The organism is Massilia sp. 05N420 (genome assembly GCF_056397205.1).
The window spans coordinates 16,800-37,533 of the sequence record NZ_JBFTMX010000001.1 but is presented as its reverse complement, the minus strand read 5'-3'; the positions used below and the strand labels follow the sequence as shown (position 1 = coordinate 37,533).

Genomic DNA, 20,734 nt, shown 5'->3' with positions numbered 1-20,734 from the left:
ATTACACTGCCATCGTTCGCCAGGTCATCGCGAGTGACCCGGCGAGATTGAAAGTCCGTGGATCGGCAGTCCGCATGTGGCTTCAGTCCGTTCTCAACATCGAAAAAAAGGATTTGAACCATGCGCACCAAATATGCACTGCCCCTGATCGCCGCCGCTACCGTATCGTTCGCAGCAAGCGCCGCTCCCGCCGACGCCTCGGCCGTTGCCGCCGCTCCTATCGCTTCCGTGGACTCGGTCAATGTGCTCGCCAGCACTAGGAATGACACGCTGACTCATTCGCAGCTCGAACAGCAACGCTGGGCCCATAACTCGACATTTTCTTTCCGTTTTTACAATACATGATCCCCACCTTGAAGACTGAACGCCTGCGTCTCGTACCACCTGGCCTGACCGCAGAAGATCTCTACCGGCGTTTCTATACGGACGCCGAGGCATCCGCTTTCTACGGCGGCCCCCTTAGTCCGAGCGCTGCCTATACTCGGCTGGCGACTGATATCGGCTGCTGGTACTTGCAAGGTTTCGGAGTGTGGGTTGTGGAACGACTACGTGACGATGCCCAGCTCGGTGTATGCGGGTTCTGGCAGGGCCTGGGATGGCCACGCGAGTTGACCTGGTGGTTGCTGCCTGACGCACGCGGGCAAGGTTACGCGCATGAGGCTTCGCGTGCCGCGATTGCCTATGCTTATCGGGAGTGTGGCTGGCAAACGGTAGAAACATACATGACTGATGACAATGCCCCGGCTCGCGCACTGGCCCTTCGCCTGGGCGCATTCCAGATCGAGAGGCGAATATTCCCAGACGGGCAGCGACGAGATCTGTTCCGTTTCCCACGTCCCTAGTGCTTATCGGGCAGCACTGGGCTGGCAATACGCTGCCCATCCAGCGCCCAGCGCCAGCCGAAGTAGTGGTTCAGGTAACGGCTGGCGACGCCGCGGAAAGGCAGCAGCCAGGTGCGCATCCGGCTGTGATAGGCGTTCACGTTCTGGATGTGCAGCGCACCGCGCTTTCGTTCGCCGGCGCTCGCGTCGATGGCCTCATGTGAAATCCCGACCTCCCGCGCGAATGCCGGGTAGGCCGCATGGCTGTCGGTCACCAGCAGCACGTCGCGCGCCAGGCGCGGTCCCAGGTGTTGCAACAGTTGCCGCTTGCTGACGCTCCCGTTGCCGGTCACGGCGTCGATGGTCTGGCCGCTGCGATCGCGTGCCACCAGGATGCACACTTGTTCCTTCGAGATCCCGCGCCTTGTCGCCTTGCCGCCGCGCTTTCGTGGCGGACGGTCGAGATGTCTGGMCCCCTTGTGCGATTCGAGCACATACATCTCATCGGCTTCGGCGATGCCACTCAGCCGTTGCGGCCGGTCATCCTTGCTCAAGGCCAGGAAACGGTGGCGCCATCGAAAGCTGGTCGCGCTGGCCACGCCGATCTCGCGCGCCGAGCGCCGCACGCTGCGGGAGTCGAGCATGCAGCCGAGGTAGTCGAGCCAGCGCGCCTTGTGGCGCAGCCGGGCCAGCGGCGTGCCGCTGAGCAGGTTGAAGGTGCGGCCGCAGCTACGACAGCGATAACGCTGCAGTCCGTGCGCATGGCCGTGGCGAAAAGGTTTGTCGGCCTGGCAGTGCGGGCAGCAGAGTGGCGTGCCGGGTTGTTCGACGATCTCGAGTACACGCTCGAGGCCGGCCGCCGATTGCAGCAGGTCGAGCAGGCGGTCGCGCTGGCGCCGCGTCAGGCCGGACAGGCGTTGCAGGAACTGTTCGAACTGCCGTGCTTGCATGCTGCCTCCGTCAACGGTTCAGGTCGACATTGGACCGCAGGCTTGCAGAAAAGATTCCACACTTGGCGCGAACAGCGCCTTAGTCAAATTCGACGTCAGGTTTGGTCGTCAGTATCCTTTTTGGGACTACCTCGCGCGGCCAATAGCAGCCATAGACTTGGGCTCATCGACGATCAGCTTGCCGAGCTGTAGTCCCCGGCGCAGCGATCACATCGCGCGGAACAGGTGCACGTACATCATACTGACACGCAACTGTTCAGGTCTGGTGTGCAGAGTCAGCATCAACCTGCCGAACTCGTCACGGACCGCGCTCGCGACGCAATCCATGTTCACGATCGTGCCCCGGTGGATCTGGCAGAACTGATCCGGGTTGAGCTGGGGCAGCAGGTCCTTCAGGCTTTGGCGGATCAACGATGAGCCCTCCTGCGTCACCACGTTGACGTACCTGTCCACGGCCTGGAAGTAAGCGACCTGCTCGACCGGGATCATGAGCACCTGGTTGCCGCACGCCGCGCGGATCTTGGTCAGCGGCTTCGACACCGGCGCCGGCGCGGGGGCCGGCAGCGCATGCATTTGCTGCACCAGCTGCGCCAGGCCGTCCGCCGGGCTGGACAGGGCAAGGCGCTGGCGCAGGCGTTCGATGGTCTTGCCCAGCCGCACTTCGTTGACGGGCTTGAGCACATAGTCTGCCGCCGCCTGCTCGAACGCGTTCACCGCGTAGTCGTCGTAGGCCGTCACGAACACCACCTGCGGGAACGGCCGAGTGCCATCCCAGCGTTCGGCCAGTTCCTCGGCCGCTTCCAGCCCGCTCTGGCCGGGCATCTTGATGTCGAGGAACAGAATGTCGGGCCGCAGCGCCAGGGCCTGCTCGACCGCGTCCACCCCGTCCGGGCTGATCGCGGCGATCTCCAGTTCCGGCCACAGTCGCCGCAGGCAATGGACAAGCTTGGCGGCGAGGAGTTCTTCGTCTTCGGCGATGAGTGCGCGTGGGTTCATGGAAGTGCCAGTGGCAAGGTGATGCGGGCGACGGCGCCGTGCGGGACCGCGGGTTCGAGCGCGAGCGTGGCGCGCTCGCCGTACAGGCCGCGCAGCCGTTCGCGGGTATTGGCAAGGCCGACACCGGAGCCGGTCCTGGCAGCAGGGCGGTCCAGGCCGAGCCCGGAATCGCGGACCGTGATTTCCAGCGCGTCGCCGTGCCGGTTCGCGCTCACGACGAGCTCGCCGCCACCGATCTTCGGCTCAAGCCCGTGGGCGATCGCGTTCTCCACCAGGGGCTGCAGTAGCATCGGCGGCACGCAGGCTCCGGCCAGCGCGTCGGGCAGGTGCAGCGAAAAGCGCAGCCGCCTCCCCATGCGCACCGCCATCAGGCCGAGGTAGGCGTCCAGCAGGTCGAATTCCTGTGCCAGCGTGGTCGCCTCGGCGCGCGACGAAATCAGCGTGGCGCGCAGGTAGCGGATCAACTGGTCGAGCATGTGGCAGGCGCGCTCGGCGTCCAGCGTGATCAGGCTCTCCAGGTTGGCCAGAGTATTGAACAGCATATGCGGCTCGAGCTGGGCCTGCAGCACTTGTAGCTGAGCTTGTGTCGCCTGGCGGGCGACGGCCTCGGCGCGCACCCGTTCGCGCGCGGCCGCCGCTTCGATGTGGGCGGTGCGCTCCTGGCGCGAGAACAGGAACATGCCGCAGACGGTGGTGTATCCCGTGATCAGCACGTCGCGCATGATAACGTCGGCGCCGGGCATCGCCGATCCGAGGATGCGGTACGCCAGCGCCGCACCGGCATAGGTGGAAATTGGGGTGGCTGCCACGACGACGACAAGGAGAATGAGCCACTGTTTCGCGCCCCAGTCCGGCTGGCGCAACAAGGCCAGGCGTACGGCATCCACGACGAGGTACGAGAGCAACCCGATGCACAGCGCCAGGACCAGGTGCACGAAGAGGGACTCGAACAGGGACTCCAGCCCATCGCCTTCGATGATCGTGACGAACACGCCGAGCATCAGGCAAAGGACGGTGGCATATCGCATGTCCTTGACGAGCTGCCTGAACGGGAAGCCGTGGACGGGGTCCGCGATTGGGGCCGGCTGGATGGCTGGCTGCATGGTTGTCGATTCGAAATTGGTGATGCGAAGCATTGTGCCGAGTTGGCGGGCGCGGCACAACAGGTCTGCGGCGAAACGATGGCTGGAGGGAGCGAAACGTTCCTTTGATTGTATAAAACCGTGAGGGCTTAAATGAGCGTGCTGCGCGATATCGAGCTGTGGAAGAACCCGGACGGCCTGGCCGAAGTCGAGCGCAGCATCGTCAAGCGCAAGCTCGGCTTCTACTTGACCGCCGACTCGCTGGTGGTGCTGACGCCGCGCGCGCCGTCGTCCGGGGTGGGATGCTGTGAACGACCCGGCTCGAGCTACGGTCAGGGAGCGCTGATTTCCTTGACCAGACCATCCGCGTGATAAACGTGCTGCAAAGCATCGAGAATCATTCCCGCGTCGATTCCCACAGTGCGGTTGACGCGCGAATCGTACCAGTACGCGCCACCCAAAGCGTGGATGTTGGTGTCAAACGCCAATCCAATGATCTCAGCTCTACGGTTGAGCATCGGGCTGCCTGAATTGCCGCCGGTAATGTCATTCGTCGTTACAAAATTCATCGGCCGTGTTTTTTCCAGGCGCGCCTTTGCTCTATGCCACGATGCTGGCAACGCGAAGGGTTCGGCACCGGTATCGCGTTCAAAAGCGCCCCCAACCGTGGTGAACGCAGCGACATGGTGATCAGGTTCATCCCAGCCTTTCACTTGGCCATAAGAAAGACGCAGGGTGAGGGTGGCATCTGGATATGTGCTCGTTCCTTGCTTGTCAAAGCGCGCGAGCGCGATCAGTTCCGCGTTCTTCTGTACGACCGACTCCACCTGCTCCTCGTACCGTGTGCGCAAGGCGCGCGCCTCGTCGTCAATCGCGAGCGCCAACTGGATGAAGGCATCATCCGTGTGTGCAATTGCGTCGCGCCCACCCGACCACAAGGATTTGCGCACCGCCGGGTCGCCGAGACGGGTGTGCCCAATCAAGGCTGAGCTCAACTGGTCCGGAGACATTTTTCCAAACACGCGCTTAACCAGCGGATGGTCGACACCGAGCTTCTCGCGCAGCTTCGTCAACGAGAGCGACAGCTTCACCTGCTCGAACGCAGGGTGTACCGGCGAGTCGGAGAACAATGCCGCCTCCATCGACGGAAGCCGCGCGTCATTGAATTCGGCCAGGCGCGCTGCGCTGGGCTTTTCCCGTTCCTGCGCGGCTCGCACAAGCATGCGGGCGAACTTGAAATACATGCTGTCGAAGCCGTCACCGCGTTCGATCAGCCGATAGGGCTTGGCGATCGTACGATAAGTCGTTTGCGCGCTGGCGATTGCGCTCCACGGATCCCCCACCTTTGCCAGTAGCTCCGGCTTGGCCGCAACGTACCGGCGAAAGGCAGCCTCATCTTCCTGCTTATTGCGCATCAGTTCAGGGGCACGCAAGGCGGCGATCTGTCCTGACAGGACCTTGTAACTATTCTCCACGAAGAACAAGTGCTCTTCCGTCGTGCGCTTCGCTTCGGCGCTTTCCTTGCTGTACTGTTCCAGGACACCGCGCGACTCAGCCACGCTCAGCAATGTATCGGGCAAGATCACATCGCGCAGCGTTTCTAGTTGAGCGACGGTGAGCTGCCGCTGGGTCGAGCCTGGATGTCCGACCACGAATACCGCGTCGCCTTCCTTGATGCCGGCTGGCGCGAACTTAAAATAATCCTGGACCACGGCGGGCGTGCCGTTCTCGTACACCCTGACGAGTGTCATGTCCAGGTCGTAGCGCGGAAAATTGAAGTTATCGGGATCACCGCCGAAAAATGCGATTGCCTTCTCCGGTGCCCATACGAGTCGGGTGTCGGTGAAACGATGATAACGATAGAGGTGGTAGCGGCCGCCGTGATACAGGTCGACGACATCGCAGCGCGTCTTCGCCGTGTCGGCGCCAATGCAGGCGGAGACCAGCTGTGCCTTGATCGCGTTTTGCGCCTTCTGGAAGGCCTGTCCCTCCATGCCCGTTGTCGCCTGCTTTACTTTGTCGCTGACGTCCGTGATCTGTTCAAGGCGGTCCAATTCGAGTCCCGGGCAACGCAATTCCCGTTCGCGGTGCTGTGCGAGAAAGCCGTCCTGCAAATAATTCTGCTTCGCCGTCGATAGCTGGTCGATGCACTGTGACACGCAGTGGTGATTGGTCATCATCAGACCGTCTTTGGACACGAACGCTGCGGTGCAGTCATCTCCATACAGTGCTGTACTGCGCATTACATGCTGGACCCAGCCAGCGTCTGGTGAGAAACCGATCTCGCTGGCCATGCGGCTGGCCGGAAGATTATCAAGCGTCCACATCCCTTCGGCGGCCATCGCCATTCCAGGGATCGAAAGTAGAATAATAAGATGCCGAAACTGCATTGTTGTCTCCTTTATTGGACTCGGCGGGGTAGCCGTAGGCCTGGCCGATCAGCAATTCAAACGTCTGAAAATCAAATACGCATGTGTTGCGTCCTTGGGTCTTTACGAAGCTGTTCGGGCTTCGCGCGGCGCTGGAAGGTAACGACCCGGCGAAGCGTACGGGCCGATGTTGCTTCGGTTCTCGACCAAGGAATTTCTCGAGACCGCCCTGCCCTACGACCAGACGCTACACGGTTCAGTTTGCGACGGCCACTTTGCCGGCTGCAGTCGTTGCCGGCGCCAGGAAGACGCCCGTCGCGCCCGTTATGCCGGCGCCCGTGCCGACCACCGCGACCTTGGTGAATTGGAGGTTGCGTACCCTCTCCTCGTTGACGGTGAAGCCCGAGCAGCCCGCAGCGGGCGTGCACTGGAAGCGAACCACCCCGAATGGCCAGGGGCCGGCGAAGCTGTCAGGACCGATCGGGTCAAGCGTGACAGGGCCTCGCGAATAGTCCAGCGTCACCCGGCCATCCCGTGCCTTGACGGTATACAGCACATGCAACTCGTCGCTGTAGAACTCGCCCTCATACGCCTTCAGCTCGCTGTCTGTCAGCCTCGCGCGTGCAATACGCGTGGCGCGCGTGGCATGCACGTTGCGATACCAGGTGCCACCGGCGACGATGCCGTCGGCCCCGGGCGGATCGAAACTGAAGCTCGCGTTGGCCGTCTTCATGAAGAACGCGTTCCCGCTCGCCGGATAGAATAGAGCCTTGTCGTCGCCGTTAAGCCAGCCGATCAGGCGGCCATTTTCCCTGGCGAAGGTAACCGTCGAGTCCGGACTCAGCGCGTAGGTGCCCGCCAGCGCATCCAGTTCAGACGGATCTTTCGGCACCTCGGCGCTGTCTTCATAGTCTGGCACCGGCGCCGGCAGCGGATCGAGCTGACGGTCTAGCCAGATGTCGGCGATGCGCTGGCCCAGTCGCGTGGCGAGGACGTCCGCGCTGTTGCCGAGGATGACGACCGCCAGGTGCTGGTCGGGAAAGCGTGCGAGGTAGGTGCGAAAGCCCGCGTCCACGCCGTTGTGGTCGACTTTCCTGAGACCACGGTACTTACCCACCCAGACGCCATCGCCGTAGCCGGTCTCCTTGCCATTGTTGAGCACGCCCGACTGCTGCATCTCGGCCAGAAGCTTCTTGCCGCCTACGCGCGCCGTATCGAAGTTATTGGCCCACAGGACCAGGTCGTCCGCCGTCGTAAAGAGGCTGGTGGGGCCGACCGTCGAATACGACAAGGCGAAGCCTTCGTAGCCGCCATTCGCGGCCGGCTGGTAGGACTGCGCGCGACCCGGCACGAGCGTGCTGTACTGCTCGTGGAAGAAGCTGTGCCTCATGCCGAGCGGCTCGAAGATGCGTTCCTTCGCAAACGCCGCCAGCGACTTGCCTGATGCGCGCTGAACAACTTGGCTGAGCAGCGTGAAGCTGGTGTTGCAGTAGGAGAACTCGCTTCCGGGCGCAAAGTTCAGGGCGCGCTGGCGCTGCACCAATCGCATGACATCGCCATCGGTGATGACATCGTCCATGCGCCATCCCGCCATCGCCAGCAGGCTCCATTCGTCGCGCAAGCCGCTCGTGTGGTTCATCAGGTGGCGGATCTTGATGACCTGACCAAAGTCGGGCAGCTCAGGCAGGTATTTGCGCACGTCGTCGTCGAGCGACAGCTTGCCGTCCTGATCCAGCAGCAGGACCGCGAATGCGGTGAACTGCTTGGACAGCGAGGCGATGTGGAAATCCGTCGTTGGAGTGATCGGCCGGCCCTGTTCAATGTCGGCCATGCCGAATGCGTGCCGGTAGACGACCTTGCCGTCTTTGACGACCTCCACGGCGGCACCCGGCATGCCGGGCTTGTTCCATTTTGCGAACAGGGCATCAACCTGCTGTTGCTTGCTTGGGGTTTGAACCTGCGTGTGCGCCGCTTCTCTGGACCAGCCAGGGACGTAGGCCAACAGCAGCGCCGAGAGCAGCGCGAGGTGGCGTGTTTTCATAGTGTGGTCTCGTGCGGATTTTCGGCTTACAGCGAGTGGTCGCCCAGCGCAACCTTCAAGGTGTCGAACGCTGGCTTGAAGGCGTCACGCTGCGTGACCGCGAGCGCAAACGCGCGATGCCGGCTCGGCACATAGATCGCAGCTGTCCCCCAGAAGCCGCTGTGGCCATAGGCCTTCAGGCCGTTGATGTCGTATTCGAAGATGCCGAGGCGGTAGGGACTGTCGGGCGGCAAGCCTTGCTTCGACAACATCACGTCCAGCGTGCCGGGGCGCTTGAACACCTTGCCGTCGAACAGCGCGTACAGGAAACCTGCCATGTCCTGCGGCGTGGCGACCAGGCCGCCGCCGCCATACGTGTCCGCCGTCGGGTTCCAGTCGTAGGTGTCATGACCGTCCAGGATCAGGTGGGCGCGCGGCCCGGCCTGCGGTGCCGGCGGCTCATTGGCTTCCCACCAGGTGGCGGAGAGGCCCAGCTTGTCGAAGTCCAGCGTCCGGCGTACCGCCGTGGCCAGCGGCAGCCCGGTCAGGCGCTCGATGATGTTGCCGAGCAGGCAGTAGCCACTGTCCGAATAAAAGAATTTCACGCCGGGCGCGGCCACCGGGTCGGTCCATTTTACTAACCACTCGAGCTGGCTCTGGCGCGTCCATGCGGCCGACGGCTGGGTCTCGATCTGCTGCAGGAATTCCTTGGTTTGCGCGTGGTCGGCCATGCCCGAGGTGTGCGACAGCAGGTGGCGCACGGTGATGTGCGCGGTGTCGTAGCCATCCTTCTCGAGCAAAGCGATATAGGCCGGGTCGACGTAGGTGCGGATGCTCTCGTCGAGCTTGATCTTGCCGTCTTCCCACAGGCGCAGGATGGTCGCGGCGGTGTAGGTCTTGGTATTGCTGGCGAGGCGGAACGATGTGTTCGGCTTGAGCGCGGGATCGCCACCGACGGCGGTCAGGGCCACCGGAGCGCCGGCCGGACCGGGCATGATTTCGGAAAGCGCGATGCCGGCTCCCGGCGCAGCGGCGACGAGTCTGGCATCCAGTGTGTCGAGCGGCGTGGCCAAGGCGGCGCCGGCGGCGCAAGCGGCGATCAGGAACGTGGTCAGTCTGGTGCGTGTCATTCTGTCTCCCATAATGATTGGCGGGCATCCCTCTGTGGTCGTTGGAAGCGCTACTCTAGGACAGGGACGCGGCACGGCACACGATCGTGCGACAGAACACGGATTCGGAAGCATGAGTTGCTCATGCCGGCACATGAATCGCTCCGGCATTGCTTGCCTGGGCTTGGGTCTTTCCATTCGCCGCTTGGCCCGACCAGCCGGGGGACGTGAGCCACCGTATCTCGCGCACGACCGGCAAACAATATATTGATTTATATATTGTTAGGGCATATAATATCCTTTGGTTGAATGTCGTTTGAAGGAGGTGGCCCATGGCGCGCGATCAAAACAAGCTCGATTTACAGGAAATGCATGCCGCCGCCGCGCGAGCATGCGCGCTGCTGAAAGCTCTCGGCAACCCCGACCGCCTGCTGCTGTTGTGCCAACTGACCCAAGGTGAATTCTGCGTCAGCGAACTCGAATCCATGCTTGGCATCCAGCAGCCGACGCTCTCGCAGCAACTCGGCGTGCTGCGAGAAGAAAAGCTGGTCGATACCCGGCGCGAAGGCAAGCAGATCTACTACAGCCTCGCCAGCAAGGAGGCGACCGCCGTGTTGCAGGTCCTTTATCAACAATTTTGTATCAATCCGTGAGCTGACGATCATGAGCATCGACTGGATTCACTTCACTCCCTGGAGGGCGCTGGCCGGCGGACTGGTCATCGGCCTGGCCGCTTCAGCCTTTGTGCTTCTCAACGGCAGGATCGCCGGTATCAGCGGCATCCTCGGCGGACTGCTGCGCCCAGCGCAAGGGGACGTCGCCTGGCGCCTTGCCTTCCTGGCTGGCCTGATCGGGGCACCGCTTGTCTACGCTCTGTTTGCGCCCCTGCCCCAGGCTCGCATCGAGGCCGGCGACGGAACGCTGATCGCGGCGGGCCTGCTGGTCGGACTCGGCACCCGCTACGGCGCCGGCTGCACCAGCGGTCACGGTGTGTGCGGCCTGTCGCGCCTGTCTGTGCGCTCGCTGATTGCGACGGCTTCATTCATGGTCGCCGGTTTCGTGACGGTGTTCGTGTTGCGGCATCTGATTGCTTGAGGAGGAATAGACCATGAACATCTTAAGTGCACTGGTCGCCGGTCTGGTCTTCGGGATCGGCCTGATTGTCTCGGGAATGACGAATCCCGCCAAGGTCCAGGGCTTTCTCGACCTGGCCGGCAACTGGGATCCTTCGCTGGCTTTTGTCATGGGCGGCGCCATTCTGGTCGGACTGGTCGCATTCCGCCTGGCCGGCAAGCGCGAGCGCTCGCTGCTTGGCGAGGCGATGCGCCTGCCAACCGCCACGGCGATCGACCGCCGCCTGGTCCTGGGTAGCCTCGCATTCGGTGCCGGCTGGGGCCTGGCCGGCTTCTGCCCGGGCCCGGCGCTGGCATCTCTCGCCACCGGTGGCACCAAGGCCATGCTGTTCAGCGGCGCCATGCTTGGCGGGATGCTGGTGTTCGAGATCCTGGAGCGTCGCCTCGCCACCGGCAGTACCCACGCCGCCTGATCGGAGGCTGCCATGCTGACCTCGCTGATACTTGGGTTCGCGGTGGGTGTGATCCTGGCGCTCACCGGCGCCGGGGGCGGAATTCTCGCCGTGCCGATGCTGGTATTCGGCACCCAGATTGAAGTGGCGCAAGCCGGTCCGATCGGCCTGATGGCGGTCGGCATGGCGGCGGCGTTGGGCGCCATCCTCGGGTTGCGCGCCGGGGTAGTGCGTTATCGCGCGGCGCTCCTGGTCGCCGTGACCGGCATGCTGTTCTCTCCCGCCGGTCTATGGCTGGCGCGCCGGATCGATAACCGCTGGCTCGGCGTGCTGTTCGCGCTGGTACTGCTGTATGTGGCATACAACACCATCCGAAAGTCATACTCCACCGGCCACGCCATGGCGGACGGTCCAATGCGGCAACCGGTCTGCATCCGCGACCCTGCTGGCGGCCGCTTCGTCTGGACTCGCCCGTGCGCCCGTGCGCTCGCCCTGTCAGGGTCGATCGCCGGACTGCTGTCCGGCCTGCTGGGCGTCGGCGGCGGCTTCGTGATGGTGCCTGCACTGCAGCGCCACACCGACCTGGCAATGCAATCCGCAGTGGCAACCTCGCTGGCCGTGATTGCCCTGATCTCGACCGCCGGCGTGGTCACGAGCGCGGCCGGCGGCACGCTGGCCTGGGGCATCGCCCTGCCCTTTTCGGCCGGCGCGCTGGCCGGCATGCTGGGCGGCCGCACGCTATCGGTGCGGCTGTCCGGCCCCCACCTGCAACGCGGCTTCGCCGCCGTATCCGGTGCCGTCGCGGTCGGCATGATCGCCAAGGCATTTCTGTAATTCTCAACGCTGTCCCGGGAGCCCACCATGCATCTCAATCCGATCCAGCTGTTCGACACCGAATCCTCGACCTTCACTTACATCCTTGCCGCACCTGGAAGCCCGGAGGCGGTCATCATCGACCCCGTGGACCACCACTGGGAGCGCGATCTGCGCCACCTCGAGCGCCTCGGCCTGAAGCTGGCCTGGGTGCTCGAAACCCATGCCCATGCCGACCACATCACCTCAGCCGGCAAGCTGCGCCAACTGACTGGAGCGAAAGCCGCGGTGCCGGGCGGTTGCGGCATCGCGCCAGCCGAAACGCAGCTCAACGACGGCGATACCGTGCAGTTCGGCAGCGGCGAAACGATCGAGGTCCTGCATACCCCGGGCCACACTGCCGGCAGCATGAGCTACGTCTGGCACGGCAACGTGTTTACCGGAGACACACTGCTCATCGACGGCTGCGGCCGCACCGATTTCCAGAGCGGCAGCGCCGACGCCCTGTACGACAGCGTGACGCGCAAGCTGTATGCCTTGCCCGACGACACCCGCATATGGCCCGGACACGACTACAAAGGCCAATCGGTCTCGACGGTCGGCTGGGAAAAACGCCAYAATTCCCGCCTCGCAAACCGCAGCCGGGAAGAGTTCGTGAAACTGATGTGTGAGCTGAAACTCCCGAAGCCCAGGCTGATCGACGTTGCCGTCCCCGCCAACCAGAACCTCGGGCTGCCCCACGGCGGCTGAGGCGCCATGCGGCACGGCCCGCCGACGCGATCGTACGCTGTCCGGCGGCGGAAAGTGCTACTGTCGAATTACTCATATGGAGGAGCAGACATGGCTACAGCGCATGGATTGACCCGAAAGGAAATCGGCGCCATTCACAGCCAGCACGGCAAGTAGGATGGGCGCGCCGCCTGGCCAGGCATCGGGGCTTGCCGAGGACGAGGCCGCGAGCCGCTTGCGCGCGGAAGGTCCGAACGAACTCCCGGCATCGAAGCCGCGCAGCCTGCTGCGGCTGTTGCGCGACGTCGTCCTCGAGCCGATGTTTCTGTTGCTTGTCGCCTGCGGCGTCATCTACATGACGCTGGGCGACCTGCAGGAAGCCTTGATGCTGCTTGGTTTCGTATTCGTCGTGATGGGCATTACCTTCTTCCAGGAGCGCCGCACCGAGCGTTCGCTGGATGCCTTGCGCGACCTCTCCAGTCCACGTGCGCTGGTCTTGCGAAGCGGCCAGGCGCGCCGAGTTCCAGGCCGTGAAGTCGTGCGTGGCGACACTGTCCTGCTGGCCGAAGGCGACCGCGTGCCGGCGGACATGCGCCTGCTCGAATCGTCGTACCTGATGGTCGACGAGTCGATGCTGACCGGAGAATCGGCGCCGGTGGCCAAGCATGCGGCGCCGGCACCAGGAGCCGCCGCCGCGCTGCCAGGCGAAGAGGCATCGGGCAGCGTATTCTCGGGAACGCTGGTGACGCAAGGCACGGCGCGCGGCGAGGTTGTCGCCACTGGCGAACATAGCTCCCTGGGAAAGATCGGCAAGTCGCTCGCCTTGCTGGGCGGAGAAAGCACGCCGATCCAGGCCGAAACCGGGCATATCGTCAAGTACGTGGCCCTGGCGGGCATGGGCCTGGCGGCACTCCTCGCGCTCGCTTACGGCATGCTGCGCGGCGACTGGCTGCACGCCCTGCTGGCGGGGCTGACACTGGCGATGGCCATCATTCCCGAGGAATTGCCGGTCGTACTGACCTTGTTTCTCGGGCTCGGTGCCTGGCGCCTGTCAAGGGAACACGTATTGGCGCGCAACGTCCCGGCGGTCGAGCTGCTCGGCGCCACGACCGTGCTGTGCGTCGACAAGACAGGGACGCTGACCACCAACCACATGATCGTCCGCAAACTCTGGTGTCAGGGCGCGGAATATACGGCCGGCGGGGCGTCATCCGGCCCCTTCCCCGAAACCTTTCACAGGCTGCTGGAATACGCCGTCCTGGCAAGCCACCGGCGTGCCTTCGATCCGATGGAAACGGCCATCCTCGAAGCCGGCCAGGCACTGCTGGCCGATACCGAGCATCTGCATCGGGACTGGAAACTGGTCGACGACTACCCCTTGTCGCGCCGGATGCTGGCGATGTCCCGCGTATGGCAATCGCCCGATTCGACCAGGCGCATGATCGCGGCCAAAGGTGCCCCCGAAGCGATCGTCGACTTGTGCCACCTGGATGCGGGGCAAAGCGGGCTGATCGCCGGACAGGTGGCTCGCATGGCGGCCGGCGGCCTGCGCGTCATCGGCGTGGCAAGCGCAGTCTTTCCAGCGCAGGACCTGCCGGAAGACCAGCACGATTTCGATTTCCGCTTCCTTGGCCTGGTCGGACTGGAGGATCCGGTACGGCCAGACGTGCCCGGCGCCATCGCCGAGTGCCACGGGGCCGGCATCCGCGTCGTGATGATCACCGGAGACCACCCTGCCACCGCCCTGTCGATCGCCCGCCAGTCCGGGCTGCCCGCGGACGGCAAGCTCATGACCGGCGCCGAACTGTCCTCGATGGACGACGTGACGCTCGGTGCGCGGCTGGCGCATACCGATATCTTCTGCCGCGTGCAGCCAGAACACAAGCTGAGGCTGGTGCGGGCCTTCAGGGCCAGCGGTGAAGTGGTCGCCATGACGGGCGACGGCGTCAACGACGCACCGGCCCTGAAAGCCGCTAACATCGGCGTGGCGATGGGCGCGCGCGAAACCGACGTCGCACGCGAAGCGGCCGGCCTGGTGCTGCTGAAAGACGATTTTTCCTCGCTGGTCATGGCGGTACGCTATGGCCGTCGCATTTTCGCCAATCTGCGCAAGGCCATCGTGTTCGTGGTCGCCGTCCATGTACCGATCGTCGGCCTGTCCATCCTGCCGGTCCTGCTCGGGTGGCCACAGGTGCTGATGCCCGCCCATATCCTCTTCCTGCAGCTGATCATCGACCCGAGCTGCTCGCTGGTGTTCGAGGCCGAGGAAGCCGAGCGGGACACCATGCGCGGCAAACCCCGCCGCCCGGATGCCCGGCTGTTCGATGCCGCAATCCTGACGAGGGGACTGCTGCAGGGTGGTGGTTTGCTGGCCTTACTGTGCCTGGTCTTTGTATGGAGCGGTCATGCAACGCAATCCGACGAGATGGCCCGTGCGATGACCTTCACGGCGCTGGTGCTGTCGAACATCGGCCTCATCTATGTAAATCGCAGCTGGGACGGGCCTGCCTGGCATTCGGGCCGTGTGGCCAATCCTTACTTCAACTGGATGGCCTTGTTTGCCGTGCTGCTCCTGGCCCTGGTTCTGGCCACACCAGGCCTGGCGCGTCTCTTTTCGTTCTCCTTGCCGCCGCTCCGGATGCTGGCGGTCGCCGCCGGCAGCGCACTGCTCGGCACACTCTGGTTCGAAGCGATGAAGTCGCTGCTTCGTCATTGGCAAGCCCGTACGCTGCCGGTATCCTGAACATGCACACTCATCATCAGGAAGGCGGGCTGCAATGAGGCACAAAGAATCGCACCGGATGGAACACCTCGGCTGGCTGCGTGCAGCTGTGCTTGGAGCGAACGACGGCATGATCTCAACCGCCAGCCTGCTGGTCGGCATTGCCGCAGCCCAGGCTTCGCACGGCAGCATGCTGTTGACCGGCTTTGCCAGTCTGGTGGCCGGCAGCATGTCGATGGCCACCGGCGAATATGTCTCGGTCGCCTCGCAGGCCGATACGGAAAAGGCGGCCATCAGGCAGGAAACGGCCGAGCTGGCGCATGACGGCGAAGCAGAACACCGCGAACTGGCCGCTATCTATATGCAGCGGGGTCTGGACCAGGATCTGGCTCGTCGGGTTGCGACCCAGCTCATGGCGCATGACGCGATCGGTGCCCATACCCGCGACGAACTGGGAATCCACACGTCCACGCAGGCACGTCCGCTGCAGGCGGCGCTCGCCTCGGCCTCGAGCTTCGCCGTCGGGGCAGCGATGCCGCTGGCGATCACGGCCTTCACCCCGGCTAAGCTGCTGGTGGCCGTGCTGGTGGCGGCCACCCTGGCCGGGCTTGCCGGCCTCGGGGCGCTCGCCGCGAAGACCGGCGGCGCACCTGCCCTGCCGGCCGCGATCCGCGTCACCTGCTGGAGCGCGCTTGCGATGGGCTCGACGATTGCCATCGGCAACCTCTTCAAGGCCGGCATATGAACCGCACTGCGGAACTGTCAATCGGCCTGCTCAATTCACGATCCGCGGATAGAGCCAGGTCGCTATCAGCATCAATACCGTCAGGATGCCCAGTTGGACAAGAAAGTCGACATCCAGTCCGAACACGCTATCGGCATTCGCGATCATCAGGCGCCGCAATGCATCGACCTGGTAGGTCAAGGGATTGACGACGGCAATGCCACGCAGCCAGGGCGGCATGATACTGAGCAGATAGATAGCGTTGCTCGCGAAGAAGAGCGGCATCGTCAGTATCTGCCCTATTCCCATGAAACGCTTGCGTGTCTTGACCAGGCACGCAATGATCAGTGAAAACGTCGAGAACACGGCTGAGCCGAGCATGACCGTCGCGATGACGCCAATGCCATCCAGAATAGTGAGCCGCAATGGCACGCCCAGCAGCGCCGCCAGCAGGTAGACGACAATCGCCTGCGACACGCCACGCACGCACCGGTATTGCGGTGATGTTCATCGTCGCAGCCGGCACTAACTGGCTTGCGCCGAAGCCGACCCGGGCCATCGAACCTGGGTCGGCGGACGCTCAAGAGGAAGGCGGCATGGCGTTTTGGCCGCGGAATGCTAGTGGCGTTACATTCCTGGCTGATGCCGGGTTCGCCGGCCGCAACACCCTCTGTCTCCATACCTCCGAAGTATCGAAGCGATACCAAAACAGTGTTGGACGCCCATCACCTGCCGGAATATCGTCTCATCACCTCAGCGCATTATGCACTTTGCATATAGTGCGGACGTCGACAAAAACAAAAGGCAGCTTTGGAGCAGACAATGGAAACGAGACTGATGATCATCGGTGCGATCACGGCGGGCTACTTCGCCCTCATGTCGTATATCACCTATCGCGTGCGCCGGCACGCCAACAGCAGCGACGGCATGACCGCTGGGGGACGCAATTACCCGGCTTACCTGATCGGCGCCCTTCTGCTGTCCGAATTCATCGGCAGTTCGGTCAGCATCGGCACCGCGCAAAAAGGTTTCGAGCTGGGCATTTCCGCGGTCTGGAACCTGGTGGCGCTGGCGGTCGGCTTCCTGCTGCTGGCGCTGGTCCTGGTCCGCAAGTACAAGGAGAGCGGCAAGTCGACCATTTCCGGCATCCTGGCCGATGCCTACGGCGAGCCGATCCGCTATGCCGCCTCGGTGCTGACCATCGTCGCCCTGTCGATCGTCGCGGTCGCGCTGTACGCCGGCGGTGGCGCCGTGCTCGCCGCGGTCCTGCACATCGACAAGACCGTCGCGATCCTGCTGGTCGGCGCCATCACCGTGGCCTACGTCAGCCTCGGCGGCATGCGTTCCGTCGTCTACACCAACTTCGCCCACTCGATCATGAAGTACCTCGGCATGATCCTGGCGCTCGCGTATGCCCTCGAAGCGAGCGGCGGCATCGATACGCTGCAGGCCCGGCTGCCGGCGGCGATGTTCGATTGGACCGCGATCGGCTGGGGCCAGATCTGCGCCTGGATGATCGGCGGCATCGGCTCGATCTTCGCGACCCAGTACGTGATCCAGGCCCTGGTGAGCACCGACAACCCGGCCGTCGCCAAGCGGGCCTGCTTCTATGTGGCCTCGCTGATGATCCCGTTCGGGCTGATGGCGGCGCTGGTCGGCATGTGCAGCGCCGTGCTGTATCCGGGCGTGAAGTCGATCGACGCCTTCCCGACCCTGATCGCGCACATGCCCGCGTTCTCGGCCAGCGTCATGGTGGTGGGTCTCGCCGGTGCGCTGTTCGGCGGCATCGCCGCGACGACGCTCGCCTCGGCCACCCTGGCCATGAAGGATTTCTACGACCCGATGTTCAACAAGGAGAAGAACGACCGCAAGTCGGTGCGCTTCATCCGCATCGCAATCCTGGTGGCCGGCCTGCTGCCGCTGGTGCTGGCCCTGTCCGCCGAAAAACTGCTGATGATCGCCTTCCTCGGCAAGGCCCTGCGCGCCACCCTGGCGGTGCTGGTCCTGATGGCCTTTTACGCACCCAGCTTCGGGACGCCGCGCGGCGCCTTCATCGGCGTGATCCTGTCGGTGATCGCGACCATCGGCTGGTTCCTCGCAGGCAATCCATACGGTGTCGACAGCTCTTACCTGGCGCTGGCCGTACCTCTGCTGACCATGGGTATCAGCCATGTGTTCAAGCAGCCCCCCGCCGAGGCGCCAAAAGTGCCGGTCGGCCGGTCGACGGCTTCCCTGCCCTAGCAGTAGCGTGGCGCCGGCCCGGCAGAGCGCCCCCTCTGTCCCGGGCCCGCGGGTAAGCCGCGGCGTCCGGCGGCTTGTCCGCAAATCGCACCGAACTGTCCTTCGGCTGGGAGCACCGGCCCGGGTTGTTCGAGACGCCGAAGCGGTCCAGTTAATAGCGGGCGAGCTGCTCGCCGATTACCTTTGACAGGCCGTAATAGCCGTCCGGACGCTTCGGCATCGTCGCGTCGACCAGGTCGGTCGTCCGTTACATCCCCATCGTGTGATTGGTGCTGGCGAACACCACACGCCGCATACCCAGCTTGTGCACCGCCTCGTACAGGTCGTCGCCAACGAAGTGCGCAACCTGGCACAACCTGCCGCGCTGTTCCTGGCCCGCCTCAGCATTGCATATCGCCTCCTGCATAACAGAATTGCAGAGATGCTCATTGTTCGACTTTTTCGATCGGCCTAAATTGCTCTCTCCCGCTTTAAACAATATAAGTCCAAAGGAGACAACGTGATCGATGCCGAAAGAGGCCCTTGGAAATACCTGGTGATGTGGCTGCGCTTTTATTACGCCATCCACTTTTTAAAGTCTGGAATCAACTATGCCGTATTCGGCGTGATTCCCGATTTCAGCAAGGCTGGTGCGGTCGGGCCTTATCTGACCGAAATGAACAACATCGGTTTTTATCCATTCATCAAATACCTGGAAATCGTCCTCGGATCGATGCTGCTGTTTGATATCCTGACCCCGCTCGCGCTGGCGGTTATGGCCGGCATCGCTTTCCAGATCGCCTATCTGAATCTCTTCATTTCTCCCCACCCGCGGCAACTGTTTACGGGCACGCAGGAACTCCTGCTGTGCGGACTGCTAATTTTCTCTTATGGCAAAAGCTATGCAGGACTCCTGTGTATCAAGGCGAAGCCTCGTTTCCTGTGGTCCCGATAGACATCGATTTTCACCAACAAAGGATGCATGTCATTGGACTTCCACCACTCCGGTAGACATTTCTGACCTATGATTGGACTTCCACCACTCCGGTAGACATTTCTGACCTATGATTGGACTTCCACCACTCCGGTAGACATTTCTGACCTATGATTTGAGCATAGGAGAAATGAATGAGTACACAGCGTTACACGCCGGAATTTAAGGAAGAAGCAGTTCGCCAAGTCGTCGAGCGGGGCTACCCCGTTCCCGAGGTTGCGGCCCGGCTTGGGGTATCGGCCCATAGTTTGTACAAGTGGGTCAAGGCAGTGATGCCGACAAAAGACGAAAAACAAAGTGCAGAGCTGGTAGAAGCAAAGAGCGAGATTCTGCGGCTGCGCTCCCAGATGCGACGTCTGGAAGAGGAGCGCGATCTGCTAAAAAAAGCCGCACGGTACTTTGCCAGGGAGCCAGAGTAAAGTACCGCTTCATGAACGAACATCGGCACGAATTTTCGCTCGTGTTGATGTGCCGTGTTTTGAAAGTAGCCAGAGCCGGGTTTTATCAATGGCTGCATCAGCCGACATCGGAACGCGCCAAGGAAGATGCTCGTTTAGTTGAGGCGATCCGGCATTCATATTCGGCCAGTGGCGGCGTCTACGGCGCCAACCGCGTCTTTGGCGATCTGCGAGAAGCCGGCGAGACCTGTGGTCGAAATCGTGTGGCCCGGCTTATGCAGGCCAACAAGATCAAGGCTGTACGCGGCTACAAAGCACCCAGAAGGATTGCTGGGCGGCCTTCGATCATCGCTCCGAATCGTCTGAATCGCTAATTCACCGTCGATGCGCCTGACCAAGCCTGGGTCACCGATATCACTTACTTCCGGACATGGCAGGGCTGGCTTTACCTGGCAGTTGTGGTCGATCTATTTGCACGCAAGGTTGTTGGCTGGTCAATGAAGCCGACCTTGTCGCGCGAGCTGGCGATCGATGCTTTGCTGATGGCGGTTTGGCGGCGCAAGCCAAAGAAAGCTGTGCTGGTACATTCGGACCAAGGTAGTCAATATGGTAGCGATGACTGGCGCCGATTCTGCAAAGCCAACAATCTGGAACCGAGCATGAGCCGGCGTGGCAACTGCTGGGATAACGCTGTCGCCGAATCGTTCTTCAGCAGTTTGAAAAAGGAACGCATCCGTAAGCGCATCTACAAAACCCGGGATCTGGCCCGGGCCGACATCTTCGATTACATCGAAGTCTTTTACAATCGAACCAGGCGCCACAGTCATCTGGGCGGTGTCAGCCCAGAAGCCTTTGAACGCGCCTCAGCGTGAGGTCGGAATTTGTCTACTGAACTGGTGGAAGTCCAACCTTTGCCTGCAGGTAGGATGGCGTGAATTGCGCATCCGACAGCGGAGTCCAGCAATGTCGCGAACCAGCCTCCATGCACCGTACCCAAAGGGTTGTAATGCCGACGTTGTGGCCGCCCCTGAAACACGGCCTCGCCAGGCGCCATATGGATCGGTACGAAGTCAAGCGTTTCGCCAATCGGCGCCGGTGGAAGTTCACCAGCAAAAATTGCCTCGAAGACTTCCATACCAGATAGCCCAGCAACCTGTTCTTGGGGCGCCGAATCGGCTTTTCTCATGCGGGCACGTACTGCAGCTTCATCCTTCTCCCAACTCTCGATGATCTCATCAATCGTCATTGACTACTCCTATACG

19 protein-coding genes and 2 pseudogenes are annotated in these 20,734 nt (G+C 62.7%); 13 read left to right on the top strand and 8 right to left on the bottom strand.

What is annotated here, in order from left to right:
• Nucleotides 1–120 precede the first annotated feature (120 nt).
• Nucleotides 121–345 carry a hypothetical protein gene (locus tag AC1DIX_RS00215; protein ID WP_477321043.1) on the top strand — a complete coding sequence of 75 codons (225 nt, stop codon included), beginning with the start codon at nt 121–123 and terminating at the stop codon, nt 343–345.
• The gene (locus AC1DIX_RS00210) at nt 342–842 is read left to right on the top strand and encodes a GNAT family N-acetyltransferase (protein WP_477321041.1); all 501 of its coding nucleotides are present in this window, start codon (nt 342–344) and stop codon (nt 840–842) included. The genes AC1DIX_RS00215 and AC1DIX_RS00210 overlap by 4 nt, the downstream gene beginning before the upstream one ends.
• Here the strand turns inward: AC1DIX_RS00210 and AC1DIX_RS00205 are convergent.
• The 3 genes from AC1DIX_RS00205 to AC1DIX_RS00195 all read right to left on the bottom strand — a co-directional run bounded on the left by AC1DIX_RS00205 (nt 839) and on the right by AC1DIX_RS00195 (nt 3,870).
• Nucleotides 839–1,771 carry an IS1595 family transposase gene (locus AC1DIX_RS00205; protein ID WP_477321039.1) on the bottom strand — a complete coding sequence of 311 codons (933 nt, stop codon included), beginning with the start codon at nt 1,769–1,771 and terminating at the stop codon, nt 839–841. The two genes, AC1DIX_RS00210 and AC1DIX_RS00205, sit on opposite strands and share 4 nt — an antisense overlap.
• A gap of 207 nt (nt 1,772–1,978) precedes the next feature.
• Entirely contained in the window at nt 1,979–2,767 is a 789-nt protein-coding gene (locus tag AC1DIX_RS00200; RefSeq protein WP_442121598.1) for a LytR/AlgR family response regulator transcription factor, read from the bottom strand.
• The gene (locus AC1DIX_RS00195; protein WP_477321036.1) at nt 2,764–3,870 is read right to left on the bottom strand and encodes a sensor histidine kinase; all 1,107 of its coding nucleotides are present in this window, start codon (nt 3,868–3,870) and stop codon (nt 2,764–2,766) included. Before AC1DIX_RS00195 ends, AC1DIX_RS00200 begins: the two co-directional genes overlap by 4 nt.
• Before the next feature lie 132 nt (nt 3,871–4,002).
• Between AC1DIX_RS00195 and AC1DIX_RS00190 the strand changes: the two are divergent.
• A pseudogene (locus tag AC1DIX_RS00190) lies at nt 4,003–4,113 on the top strand (ribonucleotide-diphosphate reductase subunit beta); the annotation flags it as partial.
• Nucleotides 4,114–4,181: 68 nt separating this feature from the next.
• On the opposite strand, the gene AC1DIX_RS00185 reads toward AC1DIX_RS00190, so the two are convergent.
• The 3 genes from AC1DIX_RS00185 to AC1DIX_RS00175 form a co-directional block, all read right to left on the bottom strand.
• A complete protein-coding gene (locus tag AC1DIX_RS00185; protein WP_477321034.1) occupies nt 4,182–6,239 on the bottom strand; it encodes a S46 family peptidase in 2,058 nt (685 codons plus the stop codon).
• A gap of 235 nt (nt 6,240–6,474) precedes the next feature.
• On the bottom strand, nt 6,475–8,259 hold the full coding sequence (locus tag AC1DIX_RS00180; protein ID WP_477321032.1) for a serine hydrolase: 1,785 nt from the start codon (nt 8,257–8,259) through the stop codon (nt 6,475–6,477).
• Nucleotides 8,260–8,285: 26 nt separating this feature from the next.
• Entirely contained in the window at nt 8,286–9,368 is a 1,083-nt protein-coding gene (locus AC1DIX_RS00175; protein WP_477321030.1) for a serine hydrolase domain-containing protein, read from the bottom strand.
• Nucleotides 9,369–9,679: 311 nt separating this feature from the next.
• On the opposite strand from AC1DIX_RS00175, the gene AC1DIX_RS00170 reads away from it, so the two are divergent.
• From AC1DIX_RS00170 to AC1DIX_RS00140, 7 genes are all read left to right on the top strand, one after another.
• A complete protein-coding gene (locus AC1DIX_RS00170) occupies nt 9,680–10,000 on the top strand; it encodes an ArsR/SmtB family transcription factor (protein ID WP_477321028.1) in 321 nt (106 codons plus the stop codon).
• A gap of 10 nt (nt 10,001–10,010) precedes the next feature.
• A complete protein-coding gene (locus AC1DIX_RS00165) occupies nt 10,011–10,442 on the top strand; it encodes a YeeE/YedE family protein (protein ID WP_442121592.1) in 432 nt (143 codons plus the stop codon).
• 13 nt (nt 10,443–10,455) lie between these two features.
• The gene (locus tag AC1DIX_RS00160) at nt 10,456–10,893 is read left to right on the top strand and encodes a YeeE/YedE family protein (RefSeq protein WP_477321025.1); all 438 of its coding nucleotides are present in this window, start codon (nt 10,456–10,458) and stop codon (nt 10,891–10,893) included.
• Nucleotides 10,894–10,905: 12 nt separating this feature from the next.
• A complete protein-coding gene (locus AC1DIX_RS00155; protein WP_477321023.1) occupies nt 10,906–11,706 on the top strand; it encodes a sulfite exporter TauE/SafE family protein in 801 nt (266 codons plus the stop codon).
• Nucleotides 11,707–11,733: 27 nt separating this feature from the next.
• Nucleotides 11,734–12,435: an MBL fold metallo-hydrolase gene (locus AC1DIX_RS00150; RefSeq protein WP_477321021.1), complete on the top strand. Its 702-nt coding sequence runs from the start codon at nt 11,734–11,736 to the stop codon at nt 12,433–12,435.
• Between the two features lie 157 nt (nt 12,436–12,592).
• Nucleotides 12,593–15,157 carry a cation-translocating P-type ATPase gene (locus AC1DIX_RS00145; protein ID WP_477321019.1) on the top strand — a complete coding sequence of 855 codons (2,565 nt, stop codon included), beginning with the start codon at nt 12,593–12,595 and terminating at the stop codon, nt 15,155–15,157.
• A gap of 34 nt (nt 15,158–15,191) precedes the next feature.
• On the top strand, nt 15,192–15,881 hold the full coding sequence (locus AC1DIX_RS00140; RefSeq protein WP_477321017.1) for a VIT1/CCC1 transporter family protein: 690 nt from the start codon (nt 15,192–15,194) through the stop codon (nt 15,879–15,881).
• Nucleotides 15,882–15,911: 30 nt separating this feature from the next.
• On the opposite strand, the gene AC1DIX_RS00135 is transcribed toward AC1DIX_RS00140, so the two are convergent.
• Complete coding sequence (locus AC1DIX_RS00135; RefSeq protein ID WP_477321015.1) at nt 15,912–16,346, bottom strand: ABC transporter permease; 435 nt, start codon at nt 16,344–16,346, stop codon at nt 15,912–15,914.
• A 336-nt stretch (nt 16,347–16,682) separates the two neighbouring features.
• Between AC1DIX_RS00135 and AC1DIX_RS00130 the strand changes: the two genes are divergently transcribed.
• The 3 genes and pseudogenes from AC1DIX_RS00130 to AC1DIX_RS00120 all read left to right on the top strand — a co-directional run bounded on the left by AC1DIX_RS00130 (nt 16,683) and on the right by AC1DIX_RS00120 (nt 20,344).
• Complete coding sequence (locus tag AC1DIX_RS00130) at nt 16,683–18,101, top strand: sodium:solute symporter family protein (RefSeq protein ID WP_477321013.1); 1,419 nt, start codon at nt 16,683–16,685, stop codon at nt 18,099–18,101.
• Nucleotides 18,102–18,639: 538 nt separating this feature from the next.
• Complete coding sequence (locus AC1DIX_RS00125; RefSeq protein WP_477321331.1) at nt 18,640–19,035, top strand: hypothetical protein; 396 nt, start codon at nt 18,640–18,642, stop codon at nt 19,033–19,035.
• 173 nt (nt 19,036–19,208) lie between these two features.
• Nucleotides 19,209–20,344, top strand: a pseudogene (locus tag AC1DIX_RS00120) (IS3 family transposase).
• Here AC1DIX_RS00120 and AC1DIX_RS00115 read toward each other — a convergent pair.
• The gene (locus AC1DIX_RS00115; protein WP_477321011.1) at nt 20,296–20,718 is read right to left on the bottom strand and encodes a PaaI family thioesterase; all 423 of its coding nucleotides are present in this window, start codon (nt 20,716–20,718) and stop codon (nt 20,296–20,298) included. The pseudogene AC1DIX_RS00120 and the gene AC1DIX_RS00115 overlap by 49 nt on opposite strands.
• Nucleotides 20,719–20,734 lie beyond the last annotated feature (16 nt).